Source organism: Pseudomonas sp. P135 (assembly GCF_020312125.1).
GTDB lineage: Bacteria > Pseudomonadota > Gammaproteobacteria > Pseudomonadales > Pseudomonadaceae > Aquipseudomonas > Aquipseudomonas fragariae.
Genome location: NZ_JAGPYR010000014.1, coordinates 19,371 through 43,471, shown reverse-complemented (window position 1 = coordinate 43,471; position 24,101 = coordinate 19,371). Strand labels below are relative to the sequence as shown.

Here is a 24,101-nt window from a genome sequence, read left to right as displayed (position 1 = left end):
AGAAGTGACCCTTGCCGCGGTCACCCGAGGACCTGACATGATCGACGTGACAGTGTTATCACGTAACGATGAAGCGCTGGATATCTGCAGCTTTGAACTGGTGCGGGCAGACGGAGCGCTGTTGCCGCCGTTCAGCGCAGGCGCGCACATTGACGTGCTCCTGCCTGACGGGCTGATCCGCCAGTACTCGCTGTGCAATGCCCCGAGCGAGCGTCACCGCTATCTGATCGGCGTCCTCAACGACCCGGCCTCGCGTGGTGGCTCACGCAGCCTGCATCAGCAGATTCAGCCTGGCGCGCAGTTGCGTATCAGCGAACCGCGCAACCTGTTCCCGCTGGCTGAAAACAGCCGACGCACGCTGCTGTTCGCCGGCGGTATCGGCATCACCCCGATCCTGTGCATGGCCGAACAGCTTGCGCTGGAGGCTGCCGATTTCGAGCTGCACTATTGCGTGCGTTCCGCCGAGCGCGGCGCCTTTATCGAGCGCCTGAAGCATTCGGCATTTGCCGAGCGCATCACGCTGCACTTCGATGAACAGCCGGACACCGCACTGGAGGCTGGTAAAGTGCTCGCCAACCCCCAGCCCGATACCCATCTGTACGTGTGCGGGCCAGGCGGTTTCATGCAATACATCCTCGACAGCGCGCGTGCCGCTGGCTGGTCCGAGGACACTCTGCACCGCGAGTACTTCTCCGCAGAGCCGGTAGACACCAGCAACGACGGCAGTTTTTCGATAGAGATCGCCAGTACTGGCCAGGTCATTGCCATTCCGGCCAACAAGACGGTCGCTCAGGTGCTCGAAAGCCACGGCATCGATATTCCACTGTCGTGTGAGCAAGGTGTCTGTGGCACCTGCCTGACGCGGGTGTTGAAAGGCATTCCGGATCATCGCGATCTGTTTCTGACCGAAGATGAGCAGGCGCTCAACGATCAGTTCACGCCGTGCTGTTCACGTTCGAAGACGCCCGTGCTGGTGCTCGACCTCTGATCAGTCCGGGCGCTGAATGACCTTCATGCGCTCGTTCTGCCCGGCGCCGAAGATTTCCGCGTAACGCAAGGTGGCATTGGCATGCTCGCGCATGATGGCCTCGGCGCGAGCGCCCTGCCCGTTGACCAGCGCATCCACCACGGCGTGATGCTGCATGTGGGCGAAATTGAACCGCCGGTATTCGCGAATCAGGTTGTCGCGATCCACGGCCAGCGCGGTCACCGAGGCAAAAGGCAGATGGTCGTTGCGCGACAGTGCATCGGCAATGGCGCGATTACCGCTGCCCTCGACGATCACGCGATGCAGACGCATGTTCATGTCGTGATAGACCTCAAGGTCATCTTCAGTGACATGGCCTTTCTCGAACAGCGCGTCACCCTGCACCAGACAGGCTTCCAGTTCGTCGCGCGCCTCCTGGGTCACGCCGCGCTCGGCCATTTGCCGCGCGGCAAGCCCCTCCAGGACACCGCGGACATCCACCGCACCGGCGATTTCCATCGGGCTGATCGAACGCACCTGAAACCCACGCCCGCCAAAGGGCACCAGCAGCCCTTCCTGCTCCAGCGTGCGGAACGCCATGCGCACCGGCATGCGCGACACGCCAAACAGCTCGGCGGTCGGCACCTCCATCAGGCGCTCGCCGGCAGCCAGCTCGCCTGATGCGATCATCTTGCGCAACGCAACGAGGACGGTCTGCCCGGGTTTGCTCATCAAAAGGCTTCCGTGGGGATCAAAAAAGGCATCTTACCCCACGCGCGCCCGAGTGAATCGCCCACATGCAATCGATCAGAGGGGGCACGAAGCGGCGTAACCGAAGGTGCGCTCTTCATCGGGTATTTCAATCCATGCCAGCGTCTCTGCAAAACTGATCGGCGGGCTGTAGAAGTAACCCTGCACCATCGTACAACCCAGGGTGGTCAATGCATTCAACTCATCCTGTGTTTCGACGCCTTCGATCACGCAACCCAGCGACATGTCCAGACTCAAGGCAACCAGCGATTTGACGATCTTGTAACTGGCCGGGTTGTTATGCACCCCGGTGACAAAGCTGCGGTCGATCTTCAGCTTGGTCAGCGCCAGCGCGTGCAACTGACTGAGGCTGGAGAAGCCGGTGCCGAAGTCGTCCAGCGAGATGCCGCAACCCAGCTTGCGGAACTGGGTAATGGCCTGCTGCACCTGGGCGATATCCTGCATGACCGCCGTTTCGGTGATTTCCAGATCGAGCCGCGACGCATCGAAGCCGCTGTGTTCGATGATCTCGACAATTCTGTTGACACTTTCCCAGGTCGCACAGTCGTGCGCGGACAGATTGAACGACAGCCTGACAGGCGCAGGCCACGATAGGGCCATGCTTAGCGCCTGGGTCAACAAGGGCACAGTGAGCTTGTTGATCATGCCGATGCGCTCGGCGATCGGAATGAAATGCGCCGGCGAAACAGCCCCCAGTTCCGGGCTGTTCCAGCGCGCCAGCGCCTCGAACGCCACCGTTTCGCGCGTGCAGCTTTCAATGATCGGCTGAAACAATACGTGGAACTCGGTTTCCAGATTGGCGCGCCGCAAGGCCTGTTCGGTAACGCCGTCGGCATGCAACTGCTCACGGTGGCTGGCGGAGAACAGGCAGGTGGTTCCGGGGTTATGGTTCTTGCCCTGATACAACGCGTAGTCGGCAAACTCGAACAGTTGGGTCGCGTTATCCGCCGTGGCCGGGTACGTCGCCAGGCCCAGTGTTGCGCCAATCTGGATCGGCATGTCCGACAGTTCGAAGCTTTCGTGCATGAGGTCACACAGGTGTTTGCCAAACGCCTGCAATGCCTCGCTGTCGATGTCTCCCTTGATCACCAGCGCGAACTCGTCACCGCCCAGTCGCGATACATGCACCTTGTCGCTTGAGGCGCTGGTCAGGCGTTCAGCCACCAGCATCAGCAGACGGTCGCCGATTCGATGACCATAAAGGTCATTGACCGGCTTGAACCCGTCCAGGTCCAACACGCCCACTGCCAGCCCGCTGCGCTGCGCCATTGCCTCGGTCATCGCGGCATCCAAAGTCTGAAAGAACTGCCGACGATTGGGCAGGCCCGTCAGGCTGTCCTGATTGGCCAGCAGCAGGTTCTCGTTGCTCAGTTGCTCGGTCTTTACCTGCACATTCACCAGACTGGTGAAATCGCGGTACTGGTAATGAAGAATAATCAGCATGCCGATCGACACAAGCACGATATTCACCGCCGTGGCGATAAAGGTAATGTTGTAAGTCGAGGCGAAGAAAATCACGAAGGCGGTGTTGACGACCAGCGCGGTGGTCAGCGCTGCGGGCCGCAAGTGCATCATGCAGAAGATGCAGACAATCACCGTAATGCCCATGAAAAACGCGACATGCGCCTGGGAATAGGCATCGCCATAGGGGTAAAGCGACAGGGACCAGGCGGCAAACCCGGCCGCTATCGCGCCCGCCAGACCATGCGTACCGCGCAGCGTGGCCAGAATGATCGCCGGAGCGGGTGGCGGCCGGTTTACCGTGCGCAACCATTTGCTTGCACGGACGCCACAGATAACCGTGAGCAGCGCAGGGACCAGCAGCGTCAGCCACACCGGAGCGGTTCGCCAATGAGTGAACGCCAACGCCCAGGTATTGACCAGCAGCACGAAGTACATCAACGGCAATTGTCGGGACAACGCAACGTACTGGGCCTGCAACAACCTGGGGTTATCAGCAGGCACAGACATCAGGGCACGCAAGGCACCCGGTAGTTTTTTCAGCATCGCAAGGCTTCTCTGTTACCACAGTCAAAGCACACGTGGCTTGCTGCTCATCATGCGAACCGGACAGCTAATTGTCGGCTCGCTTGTCAGGCTCTCGGCAGAAGTGATTAATTCTTTACGGTAAAACCGAGCCGTGCATCGGTTTAATTGAAATAACCCGCCGGTCACTTTCCCCTGCGCGCGCCTGGATTAATGACGCTTGTACACCTTTCAAGCGTCCCCTACGGGGCAAGGAGCATTAACGTGCCGATCTTCGATTTGCAGGCGACCATGCTGATGGCAGGCGGTATTGAAGCAGCGAAAGTCGATGAGCAGTTTCTATCGGTCAACAGCCTCACAGGCCTGACGCAGTCACTACAATCAGTTCGCCGCCACTTGCGCCCGGTCGGCCTGCATGACCAGGGCTTTGAGCGAGGCGTCGAACTGCTTCAAGGCATTCACTTGCAGATCACGCTGCTGATCGATCTGTGCGGCGATCTCCGGAGCGGCCTTGCCTTGCACCCAGACCGAGGTCATTTCCCGAACCACCTCACCTTCAGCCTTGCCGATGTATTGCAGGTCGTTGTCATAGAAGCGTGCCATGAACCGCGCTTCGACCTGACTGTTGCGCTTGCTCACCAGACGATTGTAAGTGTCGAGCATGACCACCACATCCGGCCGCGCCTGCATCAGCGCATCGAGCGTGTCGTAGACGGTCACCGAGGCGAACTCTTTCTTTAATGAGCCCACCAGCCAGTCGGTCGCCAGTGCCGGGTCCGAACTGTTGACGAATGCATTGCGGATACGCGAATCGAGCGCGCCACTGCGGCCACTCCTCAGCGCCACCGAGTGATAGTTGTTCAAATACTGAAGGTTGCTGAGGGTGTTTTCGCTGTACAGCACGCCCACCGACTGAGTGTGTTGCAGGCCCGCAGCGCTGTCGACGACGGGCATGAAATGGCAGGACTGTTCGAAGACCGGGGAGACGGCAGCATTGACGGGGGCAGTGAACACAATGCTGGTGCTGAACACGGCAGCAAACGTCAACAGATTGAACATTCTCATCGCGTCGTCTCCCTTTGGAGCAGGTGGCTATGGCGCCATCCTCCTCCTTTGCCGGAAAAACAGAACTTGCCTTGCTTGATGATGACTATCGACTGAATGAATGATAGTTGATGCCACTACGTTGCAAGGTTTTTCGCTTCAATTTTCATCTGCCCTGACGGCCGCCCGAATGGCTTGCAGCAGCATCCGGCACGCCGGATTGTCATTGTCGGTACGCCAGACCAGGTGCAACTCGCTCTGCACGCCTTCGCCCAGGTCAATGTCACGAAACACGACATCCTTGAACACCACATTGGTTGCACAACGCGGCACCAAAGCCAGGCCCATTCCGGCGTTGACCAACGCCAGAATAGTCAGTGACGATCCAAGCCATTGGACATACTCCGGTGCAACTCGTGCGGAGCGAAACATACCGGTCAGCAGTTCGTTGAACGGTGGATACGCCGAATGCGAATACATCAGGAACGGTGCGCCATCCAGATCGGCCACCGCCACCGAATCGGCATGCGCCAGGCGATGATTGCTCGGCACGGCCAGCACGAACGGCTCGCGTACCAGGCATTCGCTCTCGTAACCCGGCTGAAACAACGGTGCCCGCACGATGCCCAGGTCAATGCGCCGCGCCCTGAGTGCTTCGTGCTGCTGATAGGTATTCATTTCCGTCAGGGAAATCTTCACCTGCGGCTGTTTGAGGCGCGCCTCGGCGATCACCCTGGGCAGAAACTCGTACACCGCGCTGCCGACAAAACTGATAGTCACCGAGCCGATGTCACCTTCGGCAAAGCGCCGCGCGGAAATGGCCGCCTGCTGCGCGCGCTCCAGCAAGGTCTGCGCCTCGATGAAAAAGGCCCTGCCCGCGGCAGTCAGGGCCACACTGCGGGTGCTGCGCGTGAACAGTTCTACGCCTAGGTTGTGCTCCAGTATCTGAATCTGCCGACTCAACGGCGGCTGCGTCATGTTAAGCCGTTCGGCGGCACGGCGAAAATTCAGCTCCGTGGCCACCGTGGTGAAGCAGCGCAGTTGAGAAAGCTCGAACATTGATCCACTCCCGGTATCAATCAAGTCACTGACACAGAGTACAGTAACTGCTCGAGCAACCCAGTGCGCCGTTTGACAAAGCAAAGGGAAAGACGCCCATAGCTGACACGTCTTTGAACCTTTGATTATTCAAACGTATTATTCAAACGTACAGCGTGTTGGGTCAGCGGCTTTACATTCTTTGTCTTTCCAACTGCTCCCGACAGTCTTGGGCTCCGACGGAGTTTTAAGTATTAATCTAAACCCCGCATCCTTCGATCCTTTATCACTCGCTCCCTCATAATCACACGCGACAAAAAAACCCTTATCGTTATTGCGGATGCCGGCCAGTGTAAAGTGAACACTTTCAAGGTCTGCTTCCGTAGCCAAAGGGTTTTCGCCACTCCAGTGCTGCCCAGAAGGGTCAGCAGCTTTATAGGAGTAGCCCCAATCCTCGGAGGTTTGAGTTATGTTTTTGACTGCCGGGCATGCGCTGGCCGCTGCGTAGGTATTGCCCATCAAAGCAGTCATCATCACAAGGCATGCTGACGCGTTCTTGAATTTCATATTCATGTCTAACGCTCCGTTTTCAACGAAATAAGCTGGATAACTAATTATCAGCAAAGCGCACGACGCCGACAGAGATGACCGGAGGCCATTATTGCAAGACTAGCTTAAGTACATACCTGGGCAAGACGGCCGCTTACAGGGGTCGTTATATCCGACAGGTGGAGTGACTAACGGAAGATACAGGGACTTGACAATGAAACTTACACTCGGCTCCAAACTGTAAGCGCCGATTGACAGGCAGCGATTCAATCAAGCACTCCGGCACTGGATTCTGTGCTCTGAAAATGCACCCACTCTGCACGGGTTCCATAAATCATACCGAAGGTGCCCAGCACCGCACAGAAGCACAGCGATCAATACAATATGGGTATCAATCAAGTCAAAAGCTGGATTGGACAGGAATAATACACGCCTCCATGATCGACTCATCCCCAAAAAAACAATGAATGGGAGTCGCCTCTTGAATACCGTCCCTGGTACTACGGACGCCACGGTGCTTGCCCGTGCGGCCGCCAAGGTGAAACGCCACGTGCTGCCGCTGTTCGTGGTGATGTTCATCGTCAATTACATCGACCGGGTCAATATCGGTTTTGTACGCAGCCATCTGGAAACCGATCTGGGTATCGGCGCAGCAGCTTACGGGCTGGGTGCCGGATTGTTCTTCGTCGGTTACGCACTTTTCGAAGTCCCCTCCAACATGCTGTTGCAGCGCTACGGCGCCCGCGCCTGGCTGACCCGCATCATGTTTACCTGGGGCGCGGCCGCGATGGCCATGGCGTTCGTCCAGGGGGAAACCAGTTTCTACGTGCTGCGCTTCATTCTGGGCGCTGCCGAAGCCGGTTTCTTCCCCGGCATCATCTATTACTTCACCCAGTGGCTACCCTCCAGTGATCGCGGCAAGGCCATGGCGCTGTTTCTCAGCGGCTCGGCGATAGCCTCGGTTATTTCCGGACCGGTGTCCGGCGCCCTGCTCGGCATCGAGGGCCTGAACCTGCATGGCTGGCAATGGATGTTCCTGATCGAAGGCTTCGCGTCGATCGTGCTCTGCGGTTTCGTCTGGTTCTGGCTGCAATCACATCCTCATGAAGCCCGCTGGCTCAGTGACGAAGAAAAAACCGCGCTCAGCACCGCCATCGCCGAAGAGCAAAGGCTGCGCGAAGCAGCACAAACCGTCAGACCCTCGGTATTCCGACTGTTGGCGGACCGGCAGATCCTGCTGTTCTGCTTCATCTATTTTTCCGTGGCCCTGACCATCTACGGCGCCACCTTCTGGCTGCCGAGCATGATCCGCAAGATGGGCAGTTTCAGCGATTTCGAGGTCGGGCTGTTCAATTCGATCCCGTGGATCATCTCTATCGTGGCCATGTACGGCTTCGCAGCTCTGGCCGCACGCTTCAAGCACCAGCAGGCCTGGGTAGCGGTGACCCTGGTCATCGCCGCCGCCGGCATGTTCATGTCCACCGTGGGCGGTCCGGTGTTCTCCTTTGTCGCCATCTGCTTCGCGGCAATCGGTTTCAAGGCCGCGTCTGCGCTGTTCTGGCCAATCCCTCAAGGCTATCTGGATGCACGCATTGCTGCTGCGGTCATTGCGCTGATCAACTCCATCGGCAACCTGGGCGGTTTCGTCGCACCGACCACGTTCGGCTTTCTGGAACAGACCACCGGTTCGATTCAGGGCGGTCTGTATGGCCTGGCAGCGACATCGCTGCTCGCTGCCGTGGTGATCTTCTTCGCCCGCACTACGCCACGAGGTGACCGCGGCCGCCCGTCCAGGGCTGAGCGGCCCGCAGCGCTCAGCCCTGCCGTCAATGGCACCCCTTCCAGCCTCAAACCCTGACCTCCGGGAGACCGCCCTTTGAAAATCATCCGTGTAACCGTGACCCCTATCGCCTTTCGCGACCCGCCACTGCTCAACGCCAGTGGTATTCACGAACCTTTCGCCCTGCGCTCGATCATCGAGATAGAAAGCGACAACGGCTACATCGGCCTCGGTGAAAGCTACGGTGATGCCCCGGCACTGGCGATTCAGCAACAGGTGCAGACCCAGCTGATCGGGCTCGACCCGTTCAACCTCAATCAGCTGCGCAGCATCGTGCAGGCGACCGTGGCGGCGCATAAGCCTGCCAGCCTGGCCGGTGCCGAACTGGCGCCGGGCTCACACGCCAGCAAGGCGGTCAGCAATGCTTATTCTGCGTTCGAAGTAGCGTTTCTGGACCTGCAGGCACGTTCCATGAACCTGCCACTGGTGGACCTGCTTGGCGGTGCCATTCGTGACCAGATACCCTTCAGCGCCTATCTGTTCTTCAAATATGCGCAGCATGCCGATGCGCCTTACGCGCCCGACAGCTGGGGTGAAGCGCTCAGCGAAGAGCAGATCGTCGCCCAGGCCCGGCGCATGATCGACGCCTACGGTTTCAAAAGCATCAAGCTCAAGGCCGGTGCACTGCAGCCGGAACACGAGGTGTCGTGCATCAAGGCGCTGAAAAAAGCGTTTCCCGGTTACCCGCTGCGCATCGACCCCAACGGCAACTGGTCACTGGAGACCTCGATTCGGATGGCCGAACTGCTGGGCGATGATCTGCAATATTACGAAGACCCGACGCCCGGCCTCGACGGCATGTCCGAATTGCACAAACGCACCGGACTGCCGCTGGCGACCAACATGGTGGTGACCGATTTCGACGAGTTCCGCCGCAGCGTGGCACTGGACAGCGTGCAGATCGTGCTCGCCGACCACCATTACTGGGGCGGCCTGCGCGACACTCAGGCGCTGGCGAAGATGTGCGAAACCTTTGGCCTGGGCGTGTCGATGCACTCCAACTCGCATCTGGGCATCAGCCTCATGGCCATGGCCCACGTCGCAGCGTCGGTGCCCAATCTGGACTACGCCTGCGACACGCACTACCCGTGGCAGGAACCGGACGAGGAAGTCATCAAGGGCGGCAAACTGCCGATTGTCGACGGCTGTGTCAGCATCACCCGCGCACCCGGTCTGGGGCTGGAACTGGACTACGACCAGCTCGGCAAACTCAATGATCAGTACCACAGCTGTGGCATCCGGCAGCGCGATGATGTGAAGCAGATGCAGAAGTACAATCCGGACTGGAAGGCGGTCAAACCGAGGTATTGAAGCCGCCCGGCTCGGCTTAATCGGCCTGCTGAACAGGCGCGGGCCTCTGGTAGACACCCGGTGGATCCTGCCGGGTGCGGCCACGGATCAAGGCTTCGGGGTTGCGGCTCAGGTAATCGGTGAGGACCCGTACCGAGCGGGCCATGCGCTGAACCTCATCCATTGTCCGGTCGATCTGTTGACGCACAGGCGAGTCCTCGTCGAGCGCTGCGCCGGCGACGTCCATCGTGCTTCGGGATTGCTCCAGAACGCCGTGCAGCTCAGGCATCACCTGCGCGTTGAAAAGCCTGAACGTTTTCTGCACCTCGTCAAGGCTGCCATTCAGGTTGCCGGCGATCTCCTGCACCGGCACTTTGCCGACCTTGTCGATGATCTGCTGTACCTGCTCCTGCATCTTTTCAAGCTCCCCCGGCACGGTCGGGATTATCAGCGGCTGCGCACTGACATCGAACGGTACCGGCGCAGCGTCAGCGATAAAACCCAGGGAAATATACAGCTGTCCGGTCAGCAGACTCTCGCTGCGAGGCTGCGCACGCAGGCCTCGCTTGACGAAGTCGGCTATCAACTGTGCCGTACGTGCATCGTCGGTAACGCCCAATGTCTTTACGATTTTTTCATTGGCCATACCCAGGCGATCCGGGTAAATCACCGCCCCGACAATACTGGTGAACGACTGGCTGGCCGCGTCGTAGTCCAGGTCTACCGAGACGACTCGCCCCAGTGTTATACCCATGAACTCGACCGGTGAATTGACCTCAAGACCACGCAGCGACTGACTGAAGATCATGCGGATGTAACCCGGCTCGCCGTCGGGCGGCGACAGCGCCTTCTGCTGATCGTCGAACAGCGTAAAGCGTGCATGCTCTGCAGCCCTGGGTGCCTTCGTGCTGTAATCCGGCTCGACGAAGGCCACCCCTCCCGCCAGTATCGTCGAAACTGATTCAGTCTTTATCTTCAGACCATCGGCGTCCACCGTCATGTCGATGCCGCTGGCATTCCAGAAGCGTGTATCAGTAGTCACAAACCTGTCGTTGGGCGCATTGATGAAAATTTCCGCATCCACCCCCTTGCCGTCATCGGATAAATGAAAGGCCGCTATCTGTCCGACTTGAATACGTCGGTAGTACACAGGAGACCCCACCTCCAGTGAGCCCAGGTCCCCGGCGTGCAGGGTAAAACGTGTGCCTTTTATGCCGTAGGTAATGGGTGGCGGAGTTTCCTGACCGACAAAGTGTTTTTTCGTACGCCCGGACGTGCCGCTGTCCGCCGCGATAAATGGCCCGGAAAGCAAGGTATCCACGCCCGACACACCGGTGGCGCCTATACGCGGGCGCACCACCCAGAACAGGGAATCCTCGGCAGTGAACGCACGGGCGTCGGCATCGAGATCCACCGTCGCCACCACGCCTGTGCGGTCTTTGTTCAAGACCACAGCCGATACCTCGCCGATCACGACATTCCTGACCTTGACCCTCGTCTTTTGAGCTTCAAGCCCCTCGGCGCTCTGGAAGGTGATGAAGATTCTCGGGCCTTTGGAGAGTGTGCTGCCGATCAGCAGCGACAGGCCTATCAAGGCAGCAAGCAGCGGAACCAGCCAAACCGGGGCTACGCCGAAACGTCTGTTTCGGGAGAGTGAAGCGCCGACTGCCGATGCAGAAACCGAACCTGAGCGATCAGACATTTTGTCCTCTGAGACGCCCACAAGGGGTCATGCCGACGATTGATACTGTCGGTCGAACTCTGAACCTCGGCTATTAATAAACCATCAAGGAAATATCAAGATCTGATCAAGATGCGATGGTGCCGTTGCGGCGGGAATCCATCGTGTGGTCTTGCATGAAGCCGACCTTTTGGTCGTAAGCGGATGGCGAACACATCTTTACTTCGTCCTCACATCGATCTGCTTCCAACTGCTATATAAACTCCGTCTCGCTAAGAGGTGTGAGTTGGTAGTGGGAGCGATGCGATCATTTGATCAAAGGCCGCCACCGCATATCTTCCATCAAGGCTTTTCAAGGTTGGCATTGCTGAAGGAAACCCGAATCTCACTCTGCCGGGAAGCACTTGATCCATAGCTGAGTACCAGGTCAGCAGAGCTTGTTGGAGGCGCACGTGTAGCTCGAATCCACTCCGTCGGCGGGTGGTGTCTGCTTTGGCTCGTTCTCGCGCGAGCTGAGGATCTATGCGGCCAACAATGTAACAGTCAGCAAAGCCAATACGTCCTTGTGCGATCGTTTCTCTTGTGGCGTCCAACTCTATTCGCCAGTCGTGCTCGCTCGCCTCGCCGATCTGCCAAAGGCTCCAAATGTAGTGGAGCTTGAGGGGGTCACTGTCACACAAAGCCCACGAAGAAATGTCTTCGATGGCCAACGCTTTTTGCCAGCGATCCACGTTCCGCTCTGCCCAAAAAGTTGCTGCTCCGACTGGATCTTTTATCCGATCCGGTTCGTTTTCAAAACGGCCGTTTTCAGGAATGACATGTTGCCCTCCATGCTTAGCGCACCAAGTCGTTTTCCCGCTGGCGCTGATTCCTTCAACAACCAAAATCATCGTTATGACTACTCCGTTAATTGCGCCATCCTTGCAAGTCCCAAATCATCAGGGGTTACGTGGTTTCTGCCGCCACCCACTGATGCGGCAGCAGTTGCTCGATCTCGCTCGCCCGCTGCGTCGGCAGGCGTGTAAGAACGTCCTTCAAATAAGCATACGGATGATGCCCGTTGAGCCGCGCAGATTGGATCAAACTCATGATCGCCGGCGCCCTTTTTCCGCTGCGTAGCGACCATGCAAAGAGCCAGTTCTTACGTCCAAGAACCCATGGACGAATTTGATTCTCGGCCCAATTGTTGTCAATGGGTACGGCTCGGTCGTCGAGGTAGCGCGACAGCGCTGCCCAGCGTTTCAGGCTGTAATCGAGTGCTCTACTGATGGCCGAACCTTCGAGCACGAGATCGCGCTGGGCGATCATCCAAGCATGTCCATCACCGGTACGGCTTTTTCTTGCCGTATTCGGCGCCGTTAAATGCAGGTTGCGGCGCCGTGTTTTTCTGCGCTTGTACCCGTATCCATTTATGGAAGAGGTTTGCGTTGAGGCTATGGCTGAGCGCGATGCTGGCAATAGAAGCGCCGGGCTGGGCACACTCTTGAATGACTTGGGCCTTGAAGGACTTGGAGTAGGAACGGCGTTGTGGCTGCATGAAATACCCGCTTAAAAGGCTAGAACTGGTGTCCACCTAAATTTAAGTGCACACCATGTCCTGGCCTCGCGGGGCTGGGTAGATGACTTGGCCGGACGCATACTTTTGGTCGGCGTCATGCCGTTGATCAAGGCAACGGATCAAACTTCAATTCGCTGAGGCTTTGCACCTTGTCTTCGCGAACCATTTTGTATTCGGTATTCGGGCCGATCCAGCGCGCCCAGATTGCGTCGATCTCGCCTGCGGCTTCCATTGCGCGCAGTGATTCGTTGACCTTCGCCAGAAAGGCCGGTTCGCCCTGGCGCATGCCGGCACCAATGGGCTCAAGCGCCATCGGTTCCTTGGCGATTGCCAATTCCACGCCGCCGGCCTTGGCCTGCCCTACCAGCTTGATCGCAGTCATGGTGTTGGTCACCAGGCCCACCACCTTGTTCTGTTGCAGCGCCATGTAGGCAGAGCCGGTGTCCTGAAAGGTCACTGGCGTTGCGTCAGCCAGGCGGATCGACTGCTCGGACGTAGAGCCTTTAGTCGAACTGATGCGTTTGCCCTTGAAGAACGATTTCGGTTGATCGGCATTCGCGGCACGGACTACCAGTGTTTCCTTGGCGATGTAGTAAGGGTCGCTGAACTGAATCTGCTCGGCACGGCTCTTGGTGTAGGCAAGGTTGGCGAAAATCACGTCCACGCGGCCCATTTTGACTTCCGGGATACGTGCTTCGACCGACAGCGGCTTGAGTTCCAGCTCCACGCCCATGTGTTTGGCCAGGGCTTTGCACAGGTCGACGTCCATGCCCACCAGTTCGCGGGTTTCAGGGTCTGGTGCCGAGAACGGCGGAACGTCGGCATACACGCCACAGCTCAGGCTTTTCTTGCTCATCACATCGCTGAGCTGATCGGCATGGACCACCGAAACAGCCAACGGCGACAACGCCAGTGCAGCCAGTACAGACTTGATACGCATGGTGAGACTCCTGGAAATGAATTGGGTGATTCGCTGAAATCAGTGCCTGCGCTCAATGGCTGCGCAGGTCGGCAATGAAGCGCTGGGCACGCGGATGGCTCGGTTGCTGAAAGAACACCTCAGGGCTGGATTTTTCGAGGATCTGCCCCGCGTCCATGAACCAGATGGTGTCGGCCACTTCCCGGGCAAAATTCATCTCGTGGGTGACGCACATCATGGTCATGCCCTCCTTGGCCAGGCCTTTCATGACACTGAGCACCTCGCCGACCATTTCCGGGTCGAGTGCGCTGGTGGGCTCGTCAAACAGCATGACGGGCGGCTCCATGGCCAGCGCGCGGGCAATCGCCACACGCTGCTGCTGGCCACCGGACAACTGTGCAGGGTAGGCACCGGCCTTGTGTGCCAGCCCTACCCGATCCAGCAACTCCATGGCGCGGGCGCGCGCTTCGCTGCTCTTCATGCCGCGGACCTTGGTCGGGGTCAGGATGATGTTGTCGAGCACCGACAGATGCGGAAACAGATTGAAGCTCTGGAACACGAACCCCACGCGGCTGCGCAGCCGGTTGACGTTGGCGTCGGTGCCATTGACGTCACGGCCATCAAACAGGATCTGGCCTTGCTGCACGTCCTCAAGACGATTGACGGTGCGGATCAGCGTCGACTTGCCCGAGCCTGAAGGCCCGCACAGCACCACCACTTCGCCACGCTGCACTTCGGCGGTGATATCGGTCAGGGCCTGGTACTCGCCATACCATTTGTTGATCCTGGAAAACATGATCATCGGATGCATTGGGCAACCCTCAGTTATCGGTAGTCAAAGGCCGGGCAACGGGCACAGGCGACACATCACCTTCGCGTTTGCGGGCAATGCGCTGCTCCACCACGGCGGCGAAACGGGTCAGGCCGTAGCACAGCACGTAGTAAGTGATCGCCAGGATGAAGAACACCTGAAACGGCTTGGTCAGCAGCTGGTTATTGATCTGATTGGCGGCGAAGGTTACTTCCTGGACGTTGATCACGTAGCCCAGCGACGTTTCCTTGATGATCGAAATGAACTGGCTGATCAGGCTCGGCAACGCGTTGTACAGCGCCTGCGGCAGGATCACCCAGACCGTGGTGCGCATGTAGCCCATGCCCAGTGCGCGGGAAGCTTCGTACTGACCGGTGGGCAGCGCCTGGATGGCGCCGCGGATGATTTCGCACAGATAGGCGCTCTGATAGACCACCAGCGTGCAGAGCATGGTGGTGAAGCCGGTGATGTTATGGCCGATCAGCAAGGGGACCAGAAAGTAGGTCCAGAAAATCACCATCAGCAGCGGAATTCCGCGCATCACATAGACCCAGACCGTCGCCGGGTAGCGCAGCCAGCGCCACGGCGACACGCGCGCCAGCGACAGCAGCAGGCCCAGCGGAAAGGCCAGCAAGAGGGCCAGCGCGGCCAGCATCAGCGTCGAAATCAGGCCGCCCATCGGGCCATGGGGGTATTGACCGACCAGCAGCAAGGTCCAGTTATCGCGAACAATCGTGAATACATCGAACATCGCCGCCTACCTCGCCATGGCTTTGCTGAACTGCCGGGCCAGCAACGCGCCCAGGCCCATCAGCATCAAGGAAATGGCCAGGTAGACCACGGTTGCGACCAGATACGCTTCGAAGGTGCGGAAGGTGTAGTTCTCGACCTCGCGGGTGGCATAAGTCAGTTCCACCACGCCGATGGCCATCACCAGACTGGTGTTCTTGAACAGCAGGACCGTGTGATTGATCAACGACGGCAGGCAGTTGCGAACCCCTTGCGGCAGGATCACGTAGCGCATCGAACGCACATAGCCCAGGCCCAGGGCGCGCGACGCTTCGACTTGCCCGGCTGGAATCGCGCGTAACCCGCTGCGGATGTCTTCACTGAAATAAGCCGCCTGGCAAAGCCCCAGCGCGATGACCGAGAACAGGTACTCGGTGCTGTAGTTGGCCAGCCAGATCTGCGTGCTTTCGGACAGCAAGGTGGGGATACCGAAATACCAGAGCATCAGTTGCACCAGCGTCGGCACATTGCGGTGGTAGGACACATAGGCCGCCACCAGGCGTTCGGCGTACTTGTTGCCAGTCAGGCGAATCGACACCAGCAGCAGGGCAATCGCCATGGCCAGGCACCAGGCAACCAAGGCCAGTTGCAGGGTCGTTTCTATGCCCTTGACGATCAGCTCGGCGTACTCGCCCTGCAGGATCGCTGAAAGATCGAATTTACTCGTCATGGTTGTTCCCATAGACATTCAGCCAGGGCAGAAGCAAGGCGCCAGTGGGTCTGGCGCGGGTATCGCATGGCGGCTGGTGCCGCTCTCGTGATGGGTACAGCGCTTGAAGACGCGGTCTCAGCCTTCGTAGTCCTGCGGGCGTGCGGTCGACAGTCCGCCGGGCACCTGCAACGTCGGGGTGATCTCCATGTGGCCGATGTTGACTGCGATGGGCGCGGCAATCACATAGGCGATCGCATCAGCAATGTCCTTGGCCACCGGCAGCTCATAGCCCTCGATGAAACGCTTGCGCACTTCCTCGGAGTCGCCATGCACGTGGGCGAAGATATCCGTCGCCACGCGCCCCGGGCAGATTTCGGTAACCCGCACGCGCTTGCCGAAGGCATCGATACGCAACTGCCGGGACAGCATGCTCACCGCAGCCTTGGTCGCGTGGTACGTCGAGTTGCCACCGAAGTTGTAGGCCGCAGCGATCGAGCTGATGTTGATTATGTGCCCGCGATCACGCTCGACCATCCCCGGCAACGAAAGCCTGGCGATCTGCAACACAGCGCGCAGGTTCACATCGACCAGCAGATCAATCCCTTCGGCGTCCGCCTTGAGCAGCGAGCCAGGACGGTCGACGCCGGCATTGTTGACCACGACATCGAAATGATGGGCCTGGAACAGGGCCGTCAGGCCGGCCAGATCCGTCACGTCGATAGCGTGCGCGATACATCCGGTGCGCTGCGCCAGTGCTGCCAGCTTGTCGGCACTGCGCGCCAGCGCATGGACCTGCAGACCTTCGGCACACAGCCGCTCGACGACGGCTTCTCCAATGCCTGAAGAAGCGCCGGTGACCAGCGCGGTTTTGTAATCGGAAAATGGCATGTCGGGGTTTCCTTGAATAAGCGTCGATCAGCCGCTTGGTTATTAATGCTGATCGCCTTGTACTGGACTTTAACCAGCGTCATGGGCAGCGACCAAGACACAATGGTTGTGTGGCGATAAGCTGCGCTTATGACCCGAGCAGCTGTGAAACCGGGGTGATGACACCGCCCTGCTCTTCGATGCTCTGGCGAATGCTGCGCGCCAGCTGCACCGCTCCCGGCGTGTCGCCATGCAACAGAATCGACTGGGCGTTGACCGCCACACGCTTGCCACCCAGGGTCGTGACCGTGCCGTCCTGCAGCAGTTGCGCAACCCTGGCCCGGACCTGCTCCGGGTCCTTGATCACCGCACCGGCAATGCCACGCGGCACCAGCAGACAATTTTCGTCATAAGCGCGGTCAGCCAGAAAGGTCGTCGCCACCCTCAGGTTGCACGCCTCGGCGGCCTGCTCGATGGCGGCGCTGCTGGATGAGCTGATGATCAACTGCGGATCAAAAGCTGCGACCGCCCTGACCAAAGGCCCGGCCAGTTCGGCATCGGCTGCGGCCATATTGCCCAGCGCACCGTGAAAACTCATGTGCGTGACGCGGTATCCGGCAGCGGCTGCAAGGCCCGCCAGCGCGCCGAGTTGATACACCACAATGGCGCACAACTCCTTGAGTTCGATGTTCATCCTGCGGCGGCCGAACCCCTGCAGATCAGGAAAACCGACATGCGCACCGAGATCGATGCCCAGCGCCTTGGCGCGGCGCACCGTGCTGTCCATGATCAGCGGATCCCCGGCATGAAAGCCGCAGGCGACGTTGGCCGAGGAGATCAATGGCATCAACGCCTCGTCCTCGCCCATGGTCCAAGGGCCGAAGCCCTCGCCAAGATCAGCATTCAGATCAATGCGCATGGTCATGTTCCTCCAGTTCAATCAGCGGCTGGCCGTAACCGACGCGTTCGTTCTCGGCGGCCAGGAAGCGCAGTACGCGCCCTGCCTGGTTACTGCGCACCGGCAGATACAGCAGACCGATACGCAACAGCCCAAGCAACTGCCCTGCAGCCACTGCATCGCCGGGTTTCACGTAGCTGTCGCGTTCATCGGGATGACTCGAGACAAATACGCCGGGGTTATCGGCACTCACCACATGGGCAGTCAGCGCCGACTGTTCAGCGGCAACCTGTGGCGCAGAAGGCGCAGCACAGGCCTGCACAGGCTCGCCACGGCGGATCAACAGCTCGAACCCCGGGCGTTTCAGTTCCAGTACAGTAAGCCCGGCGTCCCGAATCCATGCTGCCAGCTGGCGAATCTCTTTGATGTTCATCAGCGATGTCCTTGCAGGCTGCGCAGCGCGAGCATGCGCCGGGCGTCTTCGATGAAAGCGTGATTGGTGTCCAGCGCCTCGACCGCCTCGTCGTAACTGCACTGCACAAAACGCACCTTGCTGCCGATCGGTGCCTGACCAAGGCGCCACAGATCGGCTTCAATGACCGTGGCAAACTTGGGATAACCGCCACTGGGCTGGGCATCACGCATCTGCACGATCGGCTGCCCGCCGTGGGGCACCTGAATCACACCGGGCACGATGCCGTGAGAGCGGATTTCCAGCGCCTCGCGCGCAAGCAAGGGCGTGCCCTCCATGCGGTAACCATAACGGTTGCTCTGCGTGGTGATTTTCCATTCGCCGGCAAAAAAAGTTGCTTGCGCCTCGGCACTGAAACAGTCGAACTCGGCAGCCGGCAGCACCCGGATGGCGGGCAACCCGTCGAGCAGCAACGGCAAGGCCGCCACGGACGATTGCACACCGAAATCACTGGCGCGCGGTTCGTTGGCAGCACCCGCAGGAATCACATCGCCCTGCTGTAACGCACGGCCTTGCCAGCCACCAAAAGCACCGCGCAATTGCGTGCTGCGCGAGCCCAGTACCAACGGCACATCGACGCCACCGGCCAGGCACAGGTACACGCGGCTGCCCATTGTCGGGTAATTGAGCCGCAACACCTGATTCTTGCGTGCCTGAGCGACCCAGTTACCCGGCAGCCGCTGACCATCGAGCGACGCACCGCAGGCGGCCCCGGTGATCGCGAAGGTGCAGTCATCGACAAAGCGCACTTCAAACGGAAACAGCGGAATTTCAATGCCTGCCGCGTCTTCATCGTTGCCCAGCAACAGGTTGCCAAGCCGCAGTGACAGCGTGTCCATTGCGCCGGACGTGCCGACGCCGTAACCCAGGCTGCCGTGTCGCCCAAGATCCTGAACGGTCGCCAGTGCGGTAGCGCTGATAACTTCGATCATCGGATGATCCTCTCGATGCGCAAGCGCAGTTGATCGCCGGGTTGCAGCAGCGCCGGAGGCTGCTGACCCGCATCGAAAAACACCATCTCCGTGCGTCCTATGGTGTTCCAGCCACTGGGGCCGGCCGAGGCGGAAATACCTGTCTGAACGCCACCGATAGAGACCGACCCGGCACCGATATCGAGTACCGGCACCTTGCGCCGCGGCGTCGCCAGGCGCTGGTCCATGCCGCCCAGGTAGCAATAACCCGGATGGCTGCCCAAGGCGTACACCGGGTACAGCGGCTCGCAGTGCAGATTGGCGATGGTTTCGATATCCAGCCCGGTATGGGCGACGACATCAGCCATGTGCGGGCCGCCATCGCCGCCGTACACCACCGGCAATTCAATGATCCGGCCCTGCAACGGCAGCGGCTGGCACTGTTCCCAAGTCTCCAGCAAGCGGGTTTTCAGACCGGCCAGATCCCGCGGTGGCGCAGCGAAGGTCAGCATCAGATTGTTCATCCCCGGCACTGCTTCGCGTACCTGGGGCCAGTCCTTGCTCAGACGGGCCAGCGCCCATATCCGTTGCTGCGTTGCCAGGTCGAGCTCGCCGGGTGCTTCGAACAGCAACGCGGTGGTGCCCAGCAAGGTAATTCTTGGCGCATTCGGCGTTTGCAGGATGGTCATGGGTGGCTCCTTGTCTGCAACCAGCGCTCCAGGTGATGAATGTCCATGCCCCCCTTGCAGAACACCGGGTCCTGCAGAATGTCGCGATGCAGCGGGATGTTGGTGGAGATCCCCTCGACGTGCATTTCGCTCAGTGCCAGGCGCATGCGTGCCAACGCCTCGTCGCGACTGGCGCCGTGGGTGATGACCTTGGCCACCATCGAATCGTAATAAGGCGGGACGCGGTAGCCGTGGCTGACATGCGAATCGACCCGCACACCGAAACCACCGGGGATCTGCCAGCGGGTGACCAGACCCGGCGTCGGCATGAAGCTGCGCGGATCCTCGGCGTTGATCCGGCACTCCAGCGAATGGCCCGAAACGCTTACGTCGGCCTGACTGAAACTCAGGCGCTCGCCCATCGCCATGCGAATCTGCTGCTGGACAATGTCGATACCGGAAGTCATTTCCGTTACCGGATGCTCGACCTGCAGGCGGGTGTTCATCTCGATGAAATAGAACTCATCCTTTTCGAACAGGAATTCGAACGTGCCGACACCCTGATAGCCGATCTGGCGGCAAGCCTGTGCGCAACGCTCGCCCACTCTGGCCATCAATGCCGCGTCGATGCCGGGCGCAGGCGCCTCCTCAAGGACCTTCTGGTGGCGGCGCTGCATCGAGCAGTCCCGCGAGCCGAGCCAGACAGCATTGCCGTAGGCGTCGCATAACACCTGAATCTCGACATGGCGCGGCTGGCCCAGAAACTTCTCGATATACAACTCGGGATTGCCGAAGGCGTGTCGGGCTTCTTCGCGGGTCAGCGCAATTGCATCGAGCAACTGAGACTCTTCCTGAACCACACGCATGCCCCGCCCTCCGCCGCCGCCTGCGGCCTTGACGATGACCGGGTAACCGATGTCGCGAGCGATTTGCACAATGCTTTGCGGATCGTCGGGCATGCTGGTGTCCGGACCGGGTACGCACGGCACGCCAGCCTCGCGCATCGCCCGCTTGGCTGCGACCTTGTCGCCCATGACCCGAATGCACGCAGCGCTGGGGCCGATGAAGGTCAGGCCAGCGTGCTCGATGCGTTCGGCGAACGCGGCATTTTCAGACAGAAACCCATAGCCGGGATGGATCGCCTGAGCACCGGTCAGTTGCGCGGCATAGAGCACGGCCGCCTGATTCAGATAACTCTGCCCTGCGGCAGCAGGGCCAATGCACAGTGCTTCGTCGGCCTGCTGTACGTAATCGGCATCGCGATCCGCTTCGGAATACACCGCGACCGTGCGCAGGCCCAGGCCCTTGCAGGCTCGCTGGATGCGCAGGGCGATTTCGCCGCGATTGGCAATCAACACTTTATCGAACATCAAAAACCCCTGATCGGTGAACCCGCAAGACGCTCTGCAAGGCAACGCAAGACCATCACGCAATGCTGAACAGCGCCTGACCGGCCTGAACTTCTTCGCCATTGGCAACCAGAATGGCAGTCACCACCCCTGCCGCTTCAGCCTGCACCGGATGAAACATCTTCATGGCCTCGACCACGGCCAGGGTCTGCCCCACCTCGACGGACGTGCCGATCTCGACGAAAGGTGGCTGGTCGGGTGCCGGTGTCAGGTGCAACACCCCGTATAGCGAAGCGCAGGCCTGTGTCTGTTGCACGGCGGCTGTCGTACTTGCCTGAGCCGCAGAAACAGGGCGCGCGGCGGGCGTCGTCTGCGCTGTCGCAACAGCCGGGTTGACGCGGTTGGCGACCTGAACGGGCTCGCGCAGTAAACGCAGCTGCGCGTCGCCTTCACACAGGCTCAGTTCGCTCAGGTCCGATTCGGCCATCAGGTCGATAAGTGCTTTGATACGTTCCGGTTTCATGCAACAGCCCTTGCCTGGCAAATGAAATGTGGCTGAGGGCAATGTAGCGAGACAGGTTTTTGACCGCCAAGACGGTTTGACTGTGGGGTGATAAGCGCCCCTTATGACGTCGCGATCATTGCGTACGGCGGTTGCCGCGCATTTCCGCGACCAGTTCCAGAAGGATCGCCTTGACCGCCTGGGCCGGAACCGACAGCGGCAAGTGCCCGGAAAGGCACAGCGCGAGAGGTGCTTCGATTTCGGGTTCGACAATGCGGCTCAGGTTGACCGCATGCGTGTCTGCCAGCACCCGTGCAGCAGACTCGGGAAGAATGGTCGAGCCGAATCGATCGGCCACTGCTGCGGCCAGCGTCGTCGAAGATTCGACTTCTGCCACCACCCGGACACTGCGCTCGATACGCACAAATGCCTCATCCACCAGACGCCGGACAGTGTTGTAGGTGCGCGGCAACAGCAGGTCGATATCGGCCAGCTCGCTGAGCGGAATTTCCTCGCGCCCCTGGAGCGCCTCTTCGGCACTCACCAGGTACAGCTGCTCGCGTATCAACGGCACGAAACTCAGGCCATGCACCTCGCGCCCGCCATAGAGAACGGCCATGTCCATGCGCCCGTTCATGATCAACTCGCTGAGGGTGGTGCCAAAGTTCTCATTGAGGTACAGCAGAATGCCCGGATGACGCTCGCGTACGCGTTTGAGCAACGGCAGCGACAGCGTCGAAGCGGCAGTGCCGGGTGCCAGCCCTACCGACACCGGCCCCGATAAAGCCAGACCGCTGGCGTTGACGTCACTCTGCGCCTGCTCGCACTGGCGCAGGATCACCTGAGCATGCCCGTACAGCACCTTGCCCGCCTCGGTCGGGGTGACGCCGCGCTTGGTGCGGATCAATAACTGTTGCTGCAACTCGGCCTCCAGCGTCACCAACTGCTGGCTCAGCGCAGGTTGTGCGATGTGCAGCACATCGGCGGCCTGGGTCAGGCTGCCAATGTCGACAATTTTCACGAAATACTTCAAACGGCGAAGGTTCAAGGTGCTGCACTCCAGAGTCGCGATCAGGAGGCTTCAGCAAGACCCAGGCCAGCTCCAGAAAACCAGACATAAGCAATTGCTATGTCAGTCTCCGCTGATCGGGTTTGCCAGGCGCTGATCCCCCTGCAACCATTGCCCGCCCGTTTTTGGTGCAACGCTGGTTCATCTGCGGTCATAAGCGCTGCCTATCAACCCAGAACGAACTCGTCTTATGGCGAGCGCTTCGCTGGCTCGTAACGTATTCCTCATCAAGGCCATCAACGAGGAATGCCAACGTGACCGCATCTCGCATCGCTGCCCGCGTGCTCCGCATCAAACCGTCGCCAAGCAGCGCCGCTGCCGATCGGGCCAATGAACTGCGGCGCGCAGGCAAATCGATCATCAATCTGGTGGTTGGCGAGCCGGACTTCGACACGCCGGCGCACATTCGTCAGGCCGCCTGTGCCGCCATCGAGAACGGTGAAACGCGCTACACGCTGAACGCTGGCACCACAGCGCTGCGCGAGGCCATCGCCGCAAAACTGCAGCGTGAAAACGGCCTTGCTTATGCGCCAGGCCAGATCGTGGTCACCAGTGGTGCCAAGGCGGCCATCTTCAATGCATTCGCGGCGACATTGGGTGTCGACGATGAGGTGCTGATCCCCGCGCCTTACTGGGTGTCATACCCGGACATGGTCCTGGCCTGCGATGGTCGCCCTGTGACCCTGGCATGCTCGGAAGAAAACCGGTTCAAGCTGACTGCCGCGCAACTGCGCAATGCGATCACGCCGCGCACCCGCTGGCTGCTGCTCAACTCGCCGAGCAACCCGACCGGTGCCACCTACAGCGCATCCGAATGGCGCGCGCTGGCCGACGTACTGCTTGATTACCCGCACGTGCTGGTCATGACCGATGACATCTACGAGCACATACGCTACGACGACGCCCCACTCAGCCACCTGCTCACTGTCGAGCCGGCGCTGCGTGAACGCGTGCTGATCATCAACGGCGTGTCGAAAACCTACGCCATGACCGGCTGGCGCATCGGCTACGCCGCAGGCCCCGACGATATCATCAAGGCGATGGCGACCCTGCAATCGCAGTCCACCAGCAACGCCTGCTCGGTGAGCCAGGCCGCCGCAGTAGCCGCGCTGAACGGCGACCAGTCTTTTGTCAGCGACAGCGTCAAGGTCTACAGACAGCGCCGTGATCGTTGCCTTGAGCTGATCAACGCCATTGAAGGCCTGAGCTGCATCAAGCCGCAAGGCGCGTTCTATCTCTACGTCAATTGCGGGGCACTGATCGGCAAAACCACGCCGTCAGGTTCGCTTCTGGAAGCCGATACCGACGTGGTGCTCTACCTGCTGGAAAGTCAGGGCGTGGCCGTTGTCGCAGGCACCGCCTATGGCCTGGCACCGTTTTTCCGGATGTCTACGGCTACAGCACTGGAAACCCTTGAAGACGGCTGCGCGCGCATGGCGACTGCTGTCGCTGCGTTGCGCTGAGCACCTC

Annotated in this window: 24 protein-coding genes and 2 pseudogenes; 5 read left to right on the top strand and 21 right to left on the bottom strand. The window is 59.7% G+C overall.

Annotation, left to right across the window (positions count from 1 at the left end; translation table 11 throughout):
* The first annotated feature begins 37 nt into the window (after positions 1–37).
* Positions 38–988, top strand: a complete 951-nt coding sequence (locus tag KBY08_RS19215; RefSeq protein ID WP_024660379.1) for a PDR/VanB family oxidoreductase — start codon at positions 38–40, stop codon at positions 986–988.
* Here KBY08_RS19215 and KBY08_RS19210 read toward each other — a convergent pair whose 3' ends face one another.
* The gene (locus KBY08_RS19210) at positions 989–1,699 is read right to left on the bottom strand and encodes a GntR family transcriptional regulator (RefSeq protein ID WP_003416800.1); all 711 of its coding nucleotides are present in this window, start codon (positions 1,697–1,699) and stop codon (positions 989–991) included.
* 75 nt (positions 1,700–1,774) lie between these two features.
* Positions 1,775–3,745, bottom strand: coding sequence for a putative bifunctional diguanylate cyclase/phosphodiesterase (locus tag KBY08_RS19205; RefSeq protein ID WP_225651236.1), 1,971 nt, complete (start codon positions 3,743–3,745; stop codon positions 1,775–1,777).
* A gap of 228 nt (positions 3,746–3,973) precedes the next feature.
* Here KBY08_RS19205 and KBY08_RS26880 point away from each other — a divergent pair.
* Positions 3,974–4,078 (top strand): annotated as a pseudogene (locus KBY08_RS26880) (nucleoside hydrolase); the annotation flags it as partial.
* Positions 4,079–4,105: 27 nt separating this feature from the next.
* Here KBY08_RS26880 and KBY08_RS19200 read toward each other — a convergent pair.
* The 3 genes from KBY08_RS19200 to KBY08_RS19190 form a co-directional block, all read right to left on the bottom strand.
* Positions 4,106–4,789 (bottom strand): ATPase, encoded by a 684-nt coding sequence (locus tag KBY08_RS19200; RefSeq protein ID WP_111522563.1) that lies wholly within the window; start codon positions 4,787–4,789, stop codon positions 4,106–4,108.
* 138 nt (positions 4,790–4,927) lie between these two features.
* A complete protein-coding gene (locus KBY08_RS19195; RefSeq protein WP_011267910.1) occupies positions 4,928–5,827 on the bottom strand; it encodes a LysR substrate-binding domain-containing protein in 900 nt (299 codons plus the stop codon).
* A 138-nt stretch (positions 5,828–5,965) separates the two neighbouring features.
* The gene (locus tag KBY08_RS19190; protein WP_225651235.1) at positions 5,966–6,379 is read right to left on the bottom strand and encodes a DUF3757 domain-containing protein; all 414 of its coding nucleotides are present in this window, start codon (positions 6,377–6,379) and stop codon (positions 5,966–5,968) included.
* 490 nt (positions 6,380–6,869) lie between these two features.
* Between KBY08_RS19190 and KBY08_RS19185 the strand changes: the two genes are divergently transcribed.
* Both KBY08_RS19185 and KBY08_RS19180 read left to right on the top strand, forming a co-directional pair.
* A complete protein-coding gene (locus tag KBY08_RS19185; RefSeq protein WP_225651244.1) occupies positions 6,870–8,213 on the top strand; it encodes an MFS transporter in 1,344 nt (447 codons plus the stop codon).
* A gap of 18 nt (positions 8,214–8,231) precedes the next feature.
* Positions 8,232–9,506 carry a glucarate dehydratase family protein gene (locus KBY08_RS19180; protein WP_024651940.1) on the top strand — a complete coding sequence of 425 codons (1,275 nt, stop codon included), beginning with the start codon at positions 8,232–8,234 and terminating at the stop codon, positions 9,504–9,506.
* Positions 9,507–9,522: 16 nt separating this feature from the next.
* Here the strand turns inward: KBY08_RS19180 and KBY08_RS19175 are convergent, their stop codons facing one another.
* From KBY08_RS19175 to nac, 16 genes and pseudogenes are all read right to left on the bottom strand, one after another.
* Positions 9,523–11,187 (bottom strand): intermembrane transport protein PqiB, encoded by a 1,665-nt coding sequence (locus tag KBY08_RS19175; protein WP_024660381.1) that lies wholly within the window; start codon positions 11,185–11,187, stop codon positions 9,523–9,525.
* Positions 11,188–11,438: 251 nt separating this feature from the next.
* Positions 11,439–12,056: a hypothetical protein gene (locus KBY08_RS19170; RefSeq protein ID WP_024660382.1), complete on the bottom strand. Its 618-nt coding sequence runs from the start codon at positions 12,054–12,056 to the stop codon at positions 11,439–11,441.
* Positions 12,057–12,111: 55 nt separating this feature from the next.
* A pseudogene (locus KBY08_RS19165) lies at positions 12,112–12,524 on the bottom strand (IS66 family transposase); the annotation flags it as partial.
* Complete coding sequence (locus KBY08_RS19160; RefSeq protein WP_024683471.1) at positions 12,488–12,703, bottom strand: transposase; 216 nt, start codon at positions 12,701–12,703, stop codon at positions 12,488–12,490. The pseudogene KBY08_RS19165 and the gene KBY08_RS19160, both read right to left, overlap by 37 nt.
* Before the next feature lie 127 nt (positions 12,704–12,830).
* Positions 12,831–13,664 carry an ABC transporter substrate-binding protein gene (locus KBY08_RS19155; protein WP_024660383.1) on the bottom strand — a complete coding sequence of 278 codons (834 nt, stop codon included), beginning with the start codon at positions 13,662–13,664 and terminating at the stop codon, positions 12,831–12,833.
* A 52-nt stretch (positions 13,665–13,716) separates the two neighbouring features.
* Positions 13,717–14,445 (bottom strand): amino acid ABC transporter ATP-binding protein, encoded by a 729-nt coding sequence (locus tag KBY08_RS19150; protein WP_024643285.1) that lies wholly within the window; start codon positions 14,443–14,445, stop codon positions 13,717–13,719.
* Between the two features lie 19 nt (positions 14,446–14,464).
* Positions 14,465–15,205, bottom strand: a complete 741-nt coding sequence (locus tag KBY08_RS19145; protein WP_024643284.1) for an amino acid ABC transporter permease — start codon at positions 15,203–15,205, stop codon at positions 14,465–14,467.
* A gap of 6 nt (positions 15,206–15,211) precedes the next feature.
* Positions 15,212–15,913: an amino acid ABC transporter permease gene (locus tag KBY08_RS19140; protein WP_024643283.1), complete on the bottom strand. Its 702-nt coding sequence runs from the start codon at positions 15,911–15,913 to the stop codon at positions 15,212–15,214.
* A gap of 117 nt (positions 15,914–16,030) precedes the next feature.
* Positions 16,031–16,783: an SDR family oxidoreductase gene (locus KBY08_RS19135; protein ID WP_024643282.1), complete on the bottom strand. Its 753-nt coding sequence runs from the start codon at positions 16,781–16,783 to the stop codon at positions 16,031–16,033.
* 127 nt (positions 16,784–16,910) lie between these two features.
* Positions 16,911–17,681: a LamB/YcsF family protein gene (locus KBY08_RS19130; protein ID WP_024661186.1), complete on the bottom strand. Its 771-nt coding sequence runs from the start codon at positions 17,679–17,681 to the stop codon at positions 16,911–16,913.
* A complete protein-coding gene (locus KBY08_RS19125; protein ID WP_024661185.1) occupies positions 17,671–18,093 on the bottom strand; it encodes an acetyl-CoA carboxylase biotin carboxyl carrier protein in 423 nt (140 codons plus the stop codon). The genes KBY08_RS19130 and KBY08_RS19125 overlap by 11 nt, the downstream gene beginning before the upstream one ends.
* A complete protein-coding gene (locus KBY08_RS19120) occupies positions 18,093–19,064 on the bottom strand; it encodes a biotin-dependent carboxyltransferase family protein (RefSeq protein ID WP_024661184.1) in 972 nt (323 codons plus the stop codon). Before KBY08_RS19120 ends, KBY08_RS19125 begins: the two co-directional genes overlap by 1 nt.
* Positions 19,061–19,732, bottom strand: coding sequence for a 5-oxoprolinase subunit PxpB (gene pxpB / locus KBY08_RS19115; protein ID WP_003401069.1), 672 nt, complete (start codon positions 19,730–19,732; stop codon positions 19,061–19,063). The genes KBY08_RS19120 and pxpB overlap by 4 nt, the downstream gene beginning before the upstream one ends.
* Positions 19,729–21,081: an acetyl-CoA carboxylase biotin carboxylase subunit gene (gene accC, locus KBY08_RS19110; protein WP_024661183.1), complete on the bottom strand. Its 1,353-nt coding sequence runs from the start codon at positions 21,079–21,081 to the stop codon at positions 19,729–19,731. The genes pxpB and accC overlap by 4 nt, the downstream gene beginning before the upstream one ends.
* A gap of 55 nt (positions 21,082–21,136) precedes the next feature.
* A complete protein-coding gene (locus KBY08_RS19105; protein WP_024638126.1) occupies positions 21,137–21,583 on the bottom strand; it encodes an acetyl-CoA carboxylase biotin carboxyl carrier protein in 447 nt (148 codons plus the stop codon).
* Between the two features lie 115 nt (positions 21,584–21,698).
* Positions 21,699–22,610 carry a nitrogen assimilation transcriptional regulator NAC gene (gene nac / locus KBY08_RS19100; RefSeq protein WP_103377792.1) on the bottom strand — a complete coding sequence of 304 codons (912 nt, stop codon included), beginning with the start codon at positions 22,608–22,610 and terminating at the stop codon, positions 21,699–21,701.
* 275 nt (positions 22,611–22,885) lie between these two features.
* Here nac and KBY08_RS19095 point away from each other — a divergent pair, with 275 nt between their 5' ends.
* The gene (locus KBY08_RS19095; protein ID WP_111522564.1) at positions 22,886–24,094 is read left to right on the top strand and encodes an aspartate transaminase; all 1,209 of its coding nucleotides are present in this window, start codon (positions 22,886–22,888) and stop codon (positions 24,092–24,094) included.
* Positions 24,095–24,101: the final 7 nt, after the last annotated feature.

What these genes read in the sequence shown, in the direction of transcription:
- KBY08_RS19215 (WP_024660379.1), top strand. Translation starts at nt 38, where the DNA reads ATGATCGACGTGACAGTGTTATCACGTAACGATGAAGCGCTGGATATC.
- KBY08_RS19210 (WP_003416800.1), bottom strand. Translation starts at nt 1,699, where the DNA reads ATGAGCAAACCCGGGCAGACCGTCCTCGTTGCGTTGCGCAAGATGATC.
- KBY08_RS19205 (WP_225651236.1), bottom strand. Translation starts at nt 3,745, where the DNA reads ATGCTGAAAAAACTACCGGGTGCCTTGCGTGCCCTGATGTCTGTGCCT.
- KBY08_RS19200 (WP_111522563.1), bottom strand. Translation starts at nt 4,789, where the DNA reads ATGAGAATGTTCAATCTGTTGACGTTTGCTGCCGTGTTCAGCACCAGC.
- KBY08_RS19195 (WP_011267910.1), bottom strand. Translation starts at nt 5,827, where the DNA reads ATGTTCGAGCTTTCTCAACTGCGCTGCTTCACCACGGTGGCCACGGAG.
- KBY08_RS19190 (WP_225651235.1), bottom strand. Translation starts at nt 6,379, where the DNA reads ATGAATATGAAATTCAAGAACGCGTCAGCATGCCTTGTGATGATGACT.
- KBY08_RS19175 (WP_024660381.1), bottom strand. Translation starts at nt 11,187, where the DNA reads ATGTCTGATCGCTCAGGTTCGGTTTCTGCATCGGCAGTCGGCGCTTCA.
- KBY08_RS19170 (WP_024660382.1), bottom strand. Translation starts at nt 12,056, where the DNA reads ATGATTTTGGTTGTTGAAGGAATCAGCGCCAGCGGGAAAACGACTTGG.
- KBY08_RS19160 (WP_024683471.1), bottom strand. Translation starts at nt 12,703, where the DNA reads ATGCAGCCACAACGCCGTTCCTACTCCAAGTCCTTCAAGGCCCAAGTC.
- KBY08_RS19155 (WP_024660383.1), bottom strand. Translation starts at nt 13,664, where the DNA reads ATGCGTATCAAGTCTGTACTGGCTGCACTGGCGTTGTCGCCGTTGGCT.
- KBY08_RS19150 (WP_024643285.1), bottom strand. Translation starts at nt 14,445, where the DNA reads ATGATCATGTTTTCCAGGATCAACAAATGGTATGGCGAGTACCAGGCC.
- KBY08_RS19145 (WP_024643284.1), bottom strand. Translation starts at nt 15,205, where the DNA reads ATGTTCGATGTATTCACGATTGTTCGCGATAACTGGACCTTGCTGCTG.
- KBY08_RS19140 (WP_024643283.1), bottom strand. Translation starts at nt 15,913, where the DNA reads ATGACGAGTAAATTCGATCTTTCAGCGATCCTGCAGGGCGAGTACGCC.
- KBY08_RS19135 (WP_024643282.1), bottom strand. Translation starts at nt 16,783, where the DNA reads ATGCCATTTTCCGATTACAAAACCGCGCTGGTCACCGGCGCTTCTTCA.
- KBY08_RS19130 (WP_024661186.1), bottom strand. Translation starts at nt 17,681, where the DNA reads ATGCGCATTGATCTGAATGCTGATCTTGGCGAGGGCTTCGGCCCTTGG.
- KBY08_RS19125 (WP_024661185.1), bottom strand. Translation starts at nt 18,093, where the DNA reads ATGAACATCAAAGAGATTCGCCAGCTGGCAGCATGGATTCGGGACGCC.
- KBY08_RS19120 (WP_024661184.1), bottom strand. Translation starts at nt 19,064, where the DNA reads ATGATCGAAGTTATCAGCGCTACCGCACTGGCGACCGTTCAGGATCTT.
- pxpB (WP_003401069.1), bottom strand. Translation starts at nt 19,732, where the DNA reads ATGACCATCCTGCAAACGCCGAATGCGCCAAGAATTACCTTGCTGGGC.
- accC (WP_024661183.1), bottom strand. Translation starts at nt 21,081, where the DNA reads ATGTTCGATAAAGTGTTGATTGCCAATCGCGGCGAAATCGCCCTGCGC.
- KBY08_RS19105 (WP_024638126.1), bottom strand. Translation starts at nt 21,583, where the DNA reads ATGAAACCGGAACGTATCAAAGCACTTATCGACCTGATGGCCGAATCG.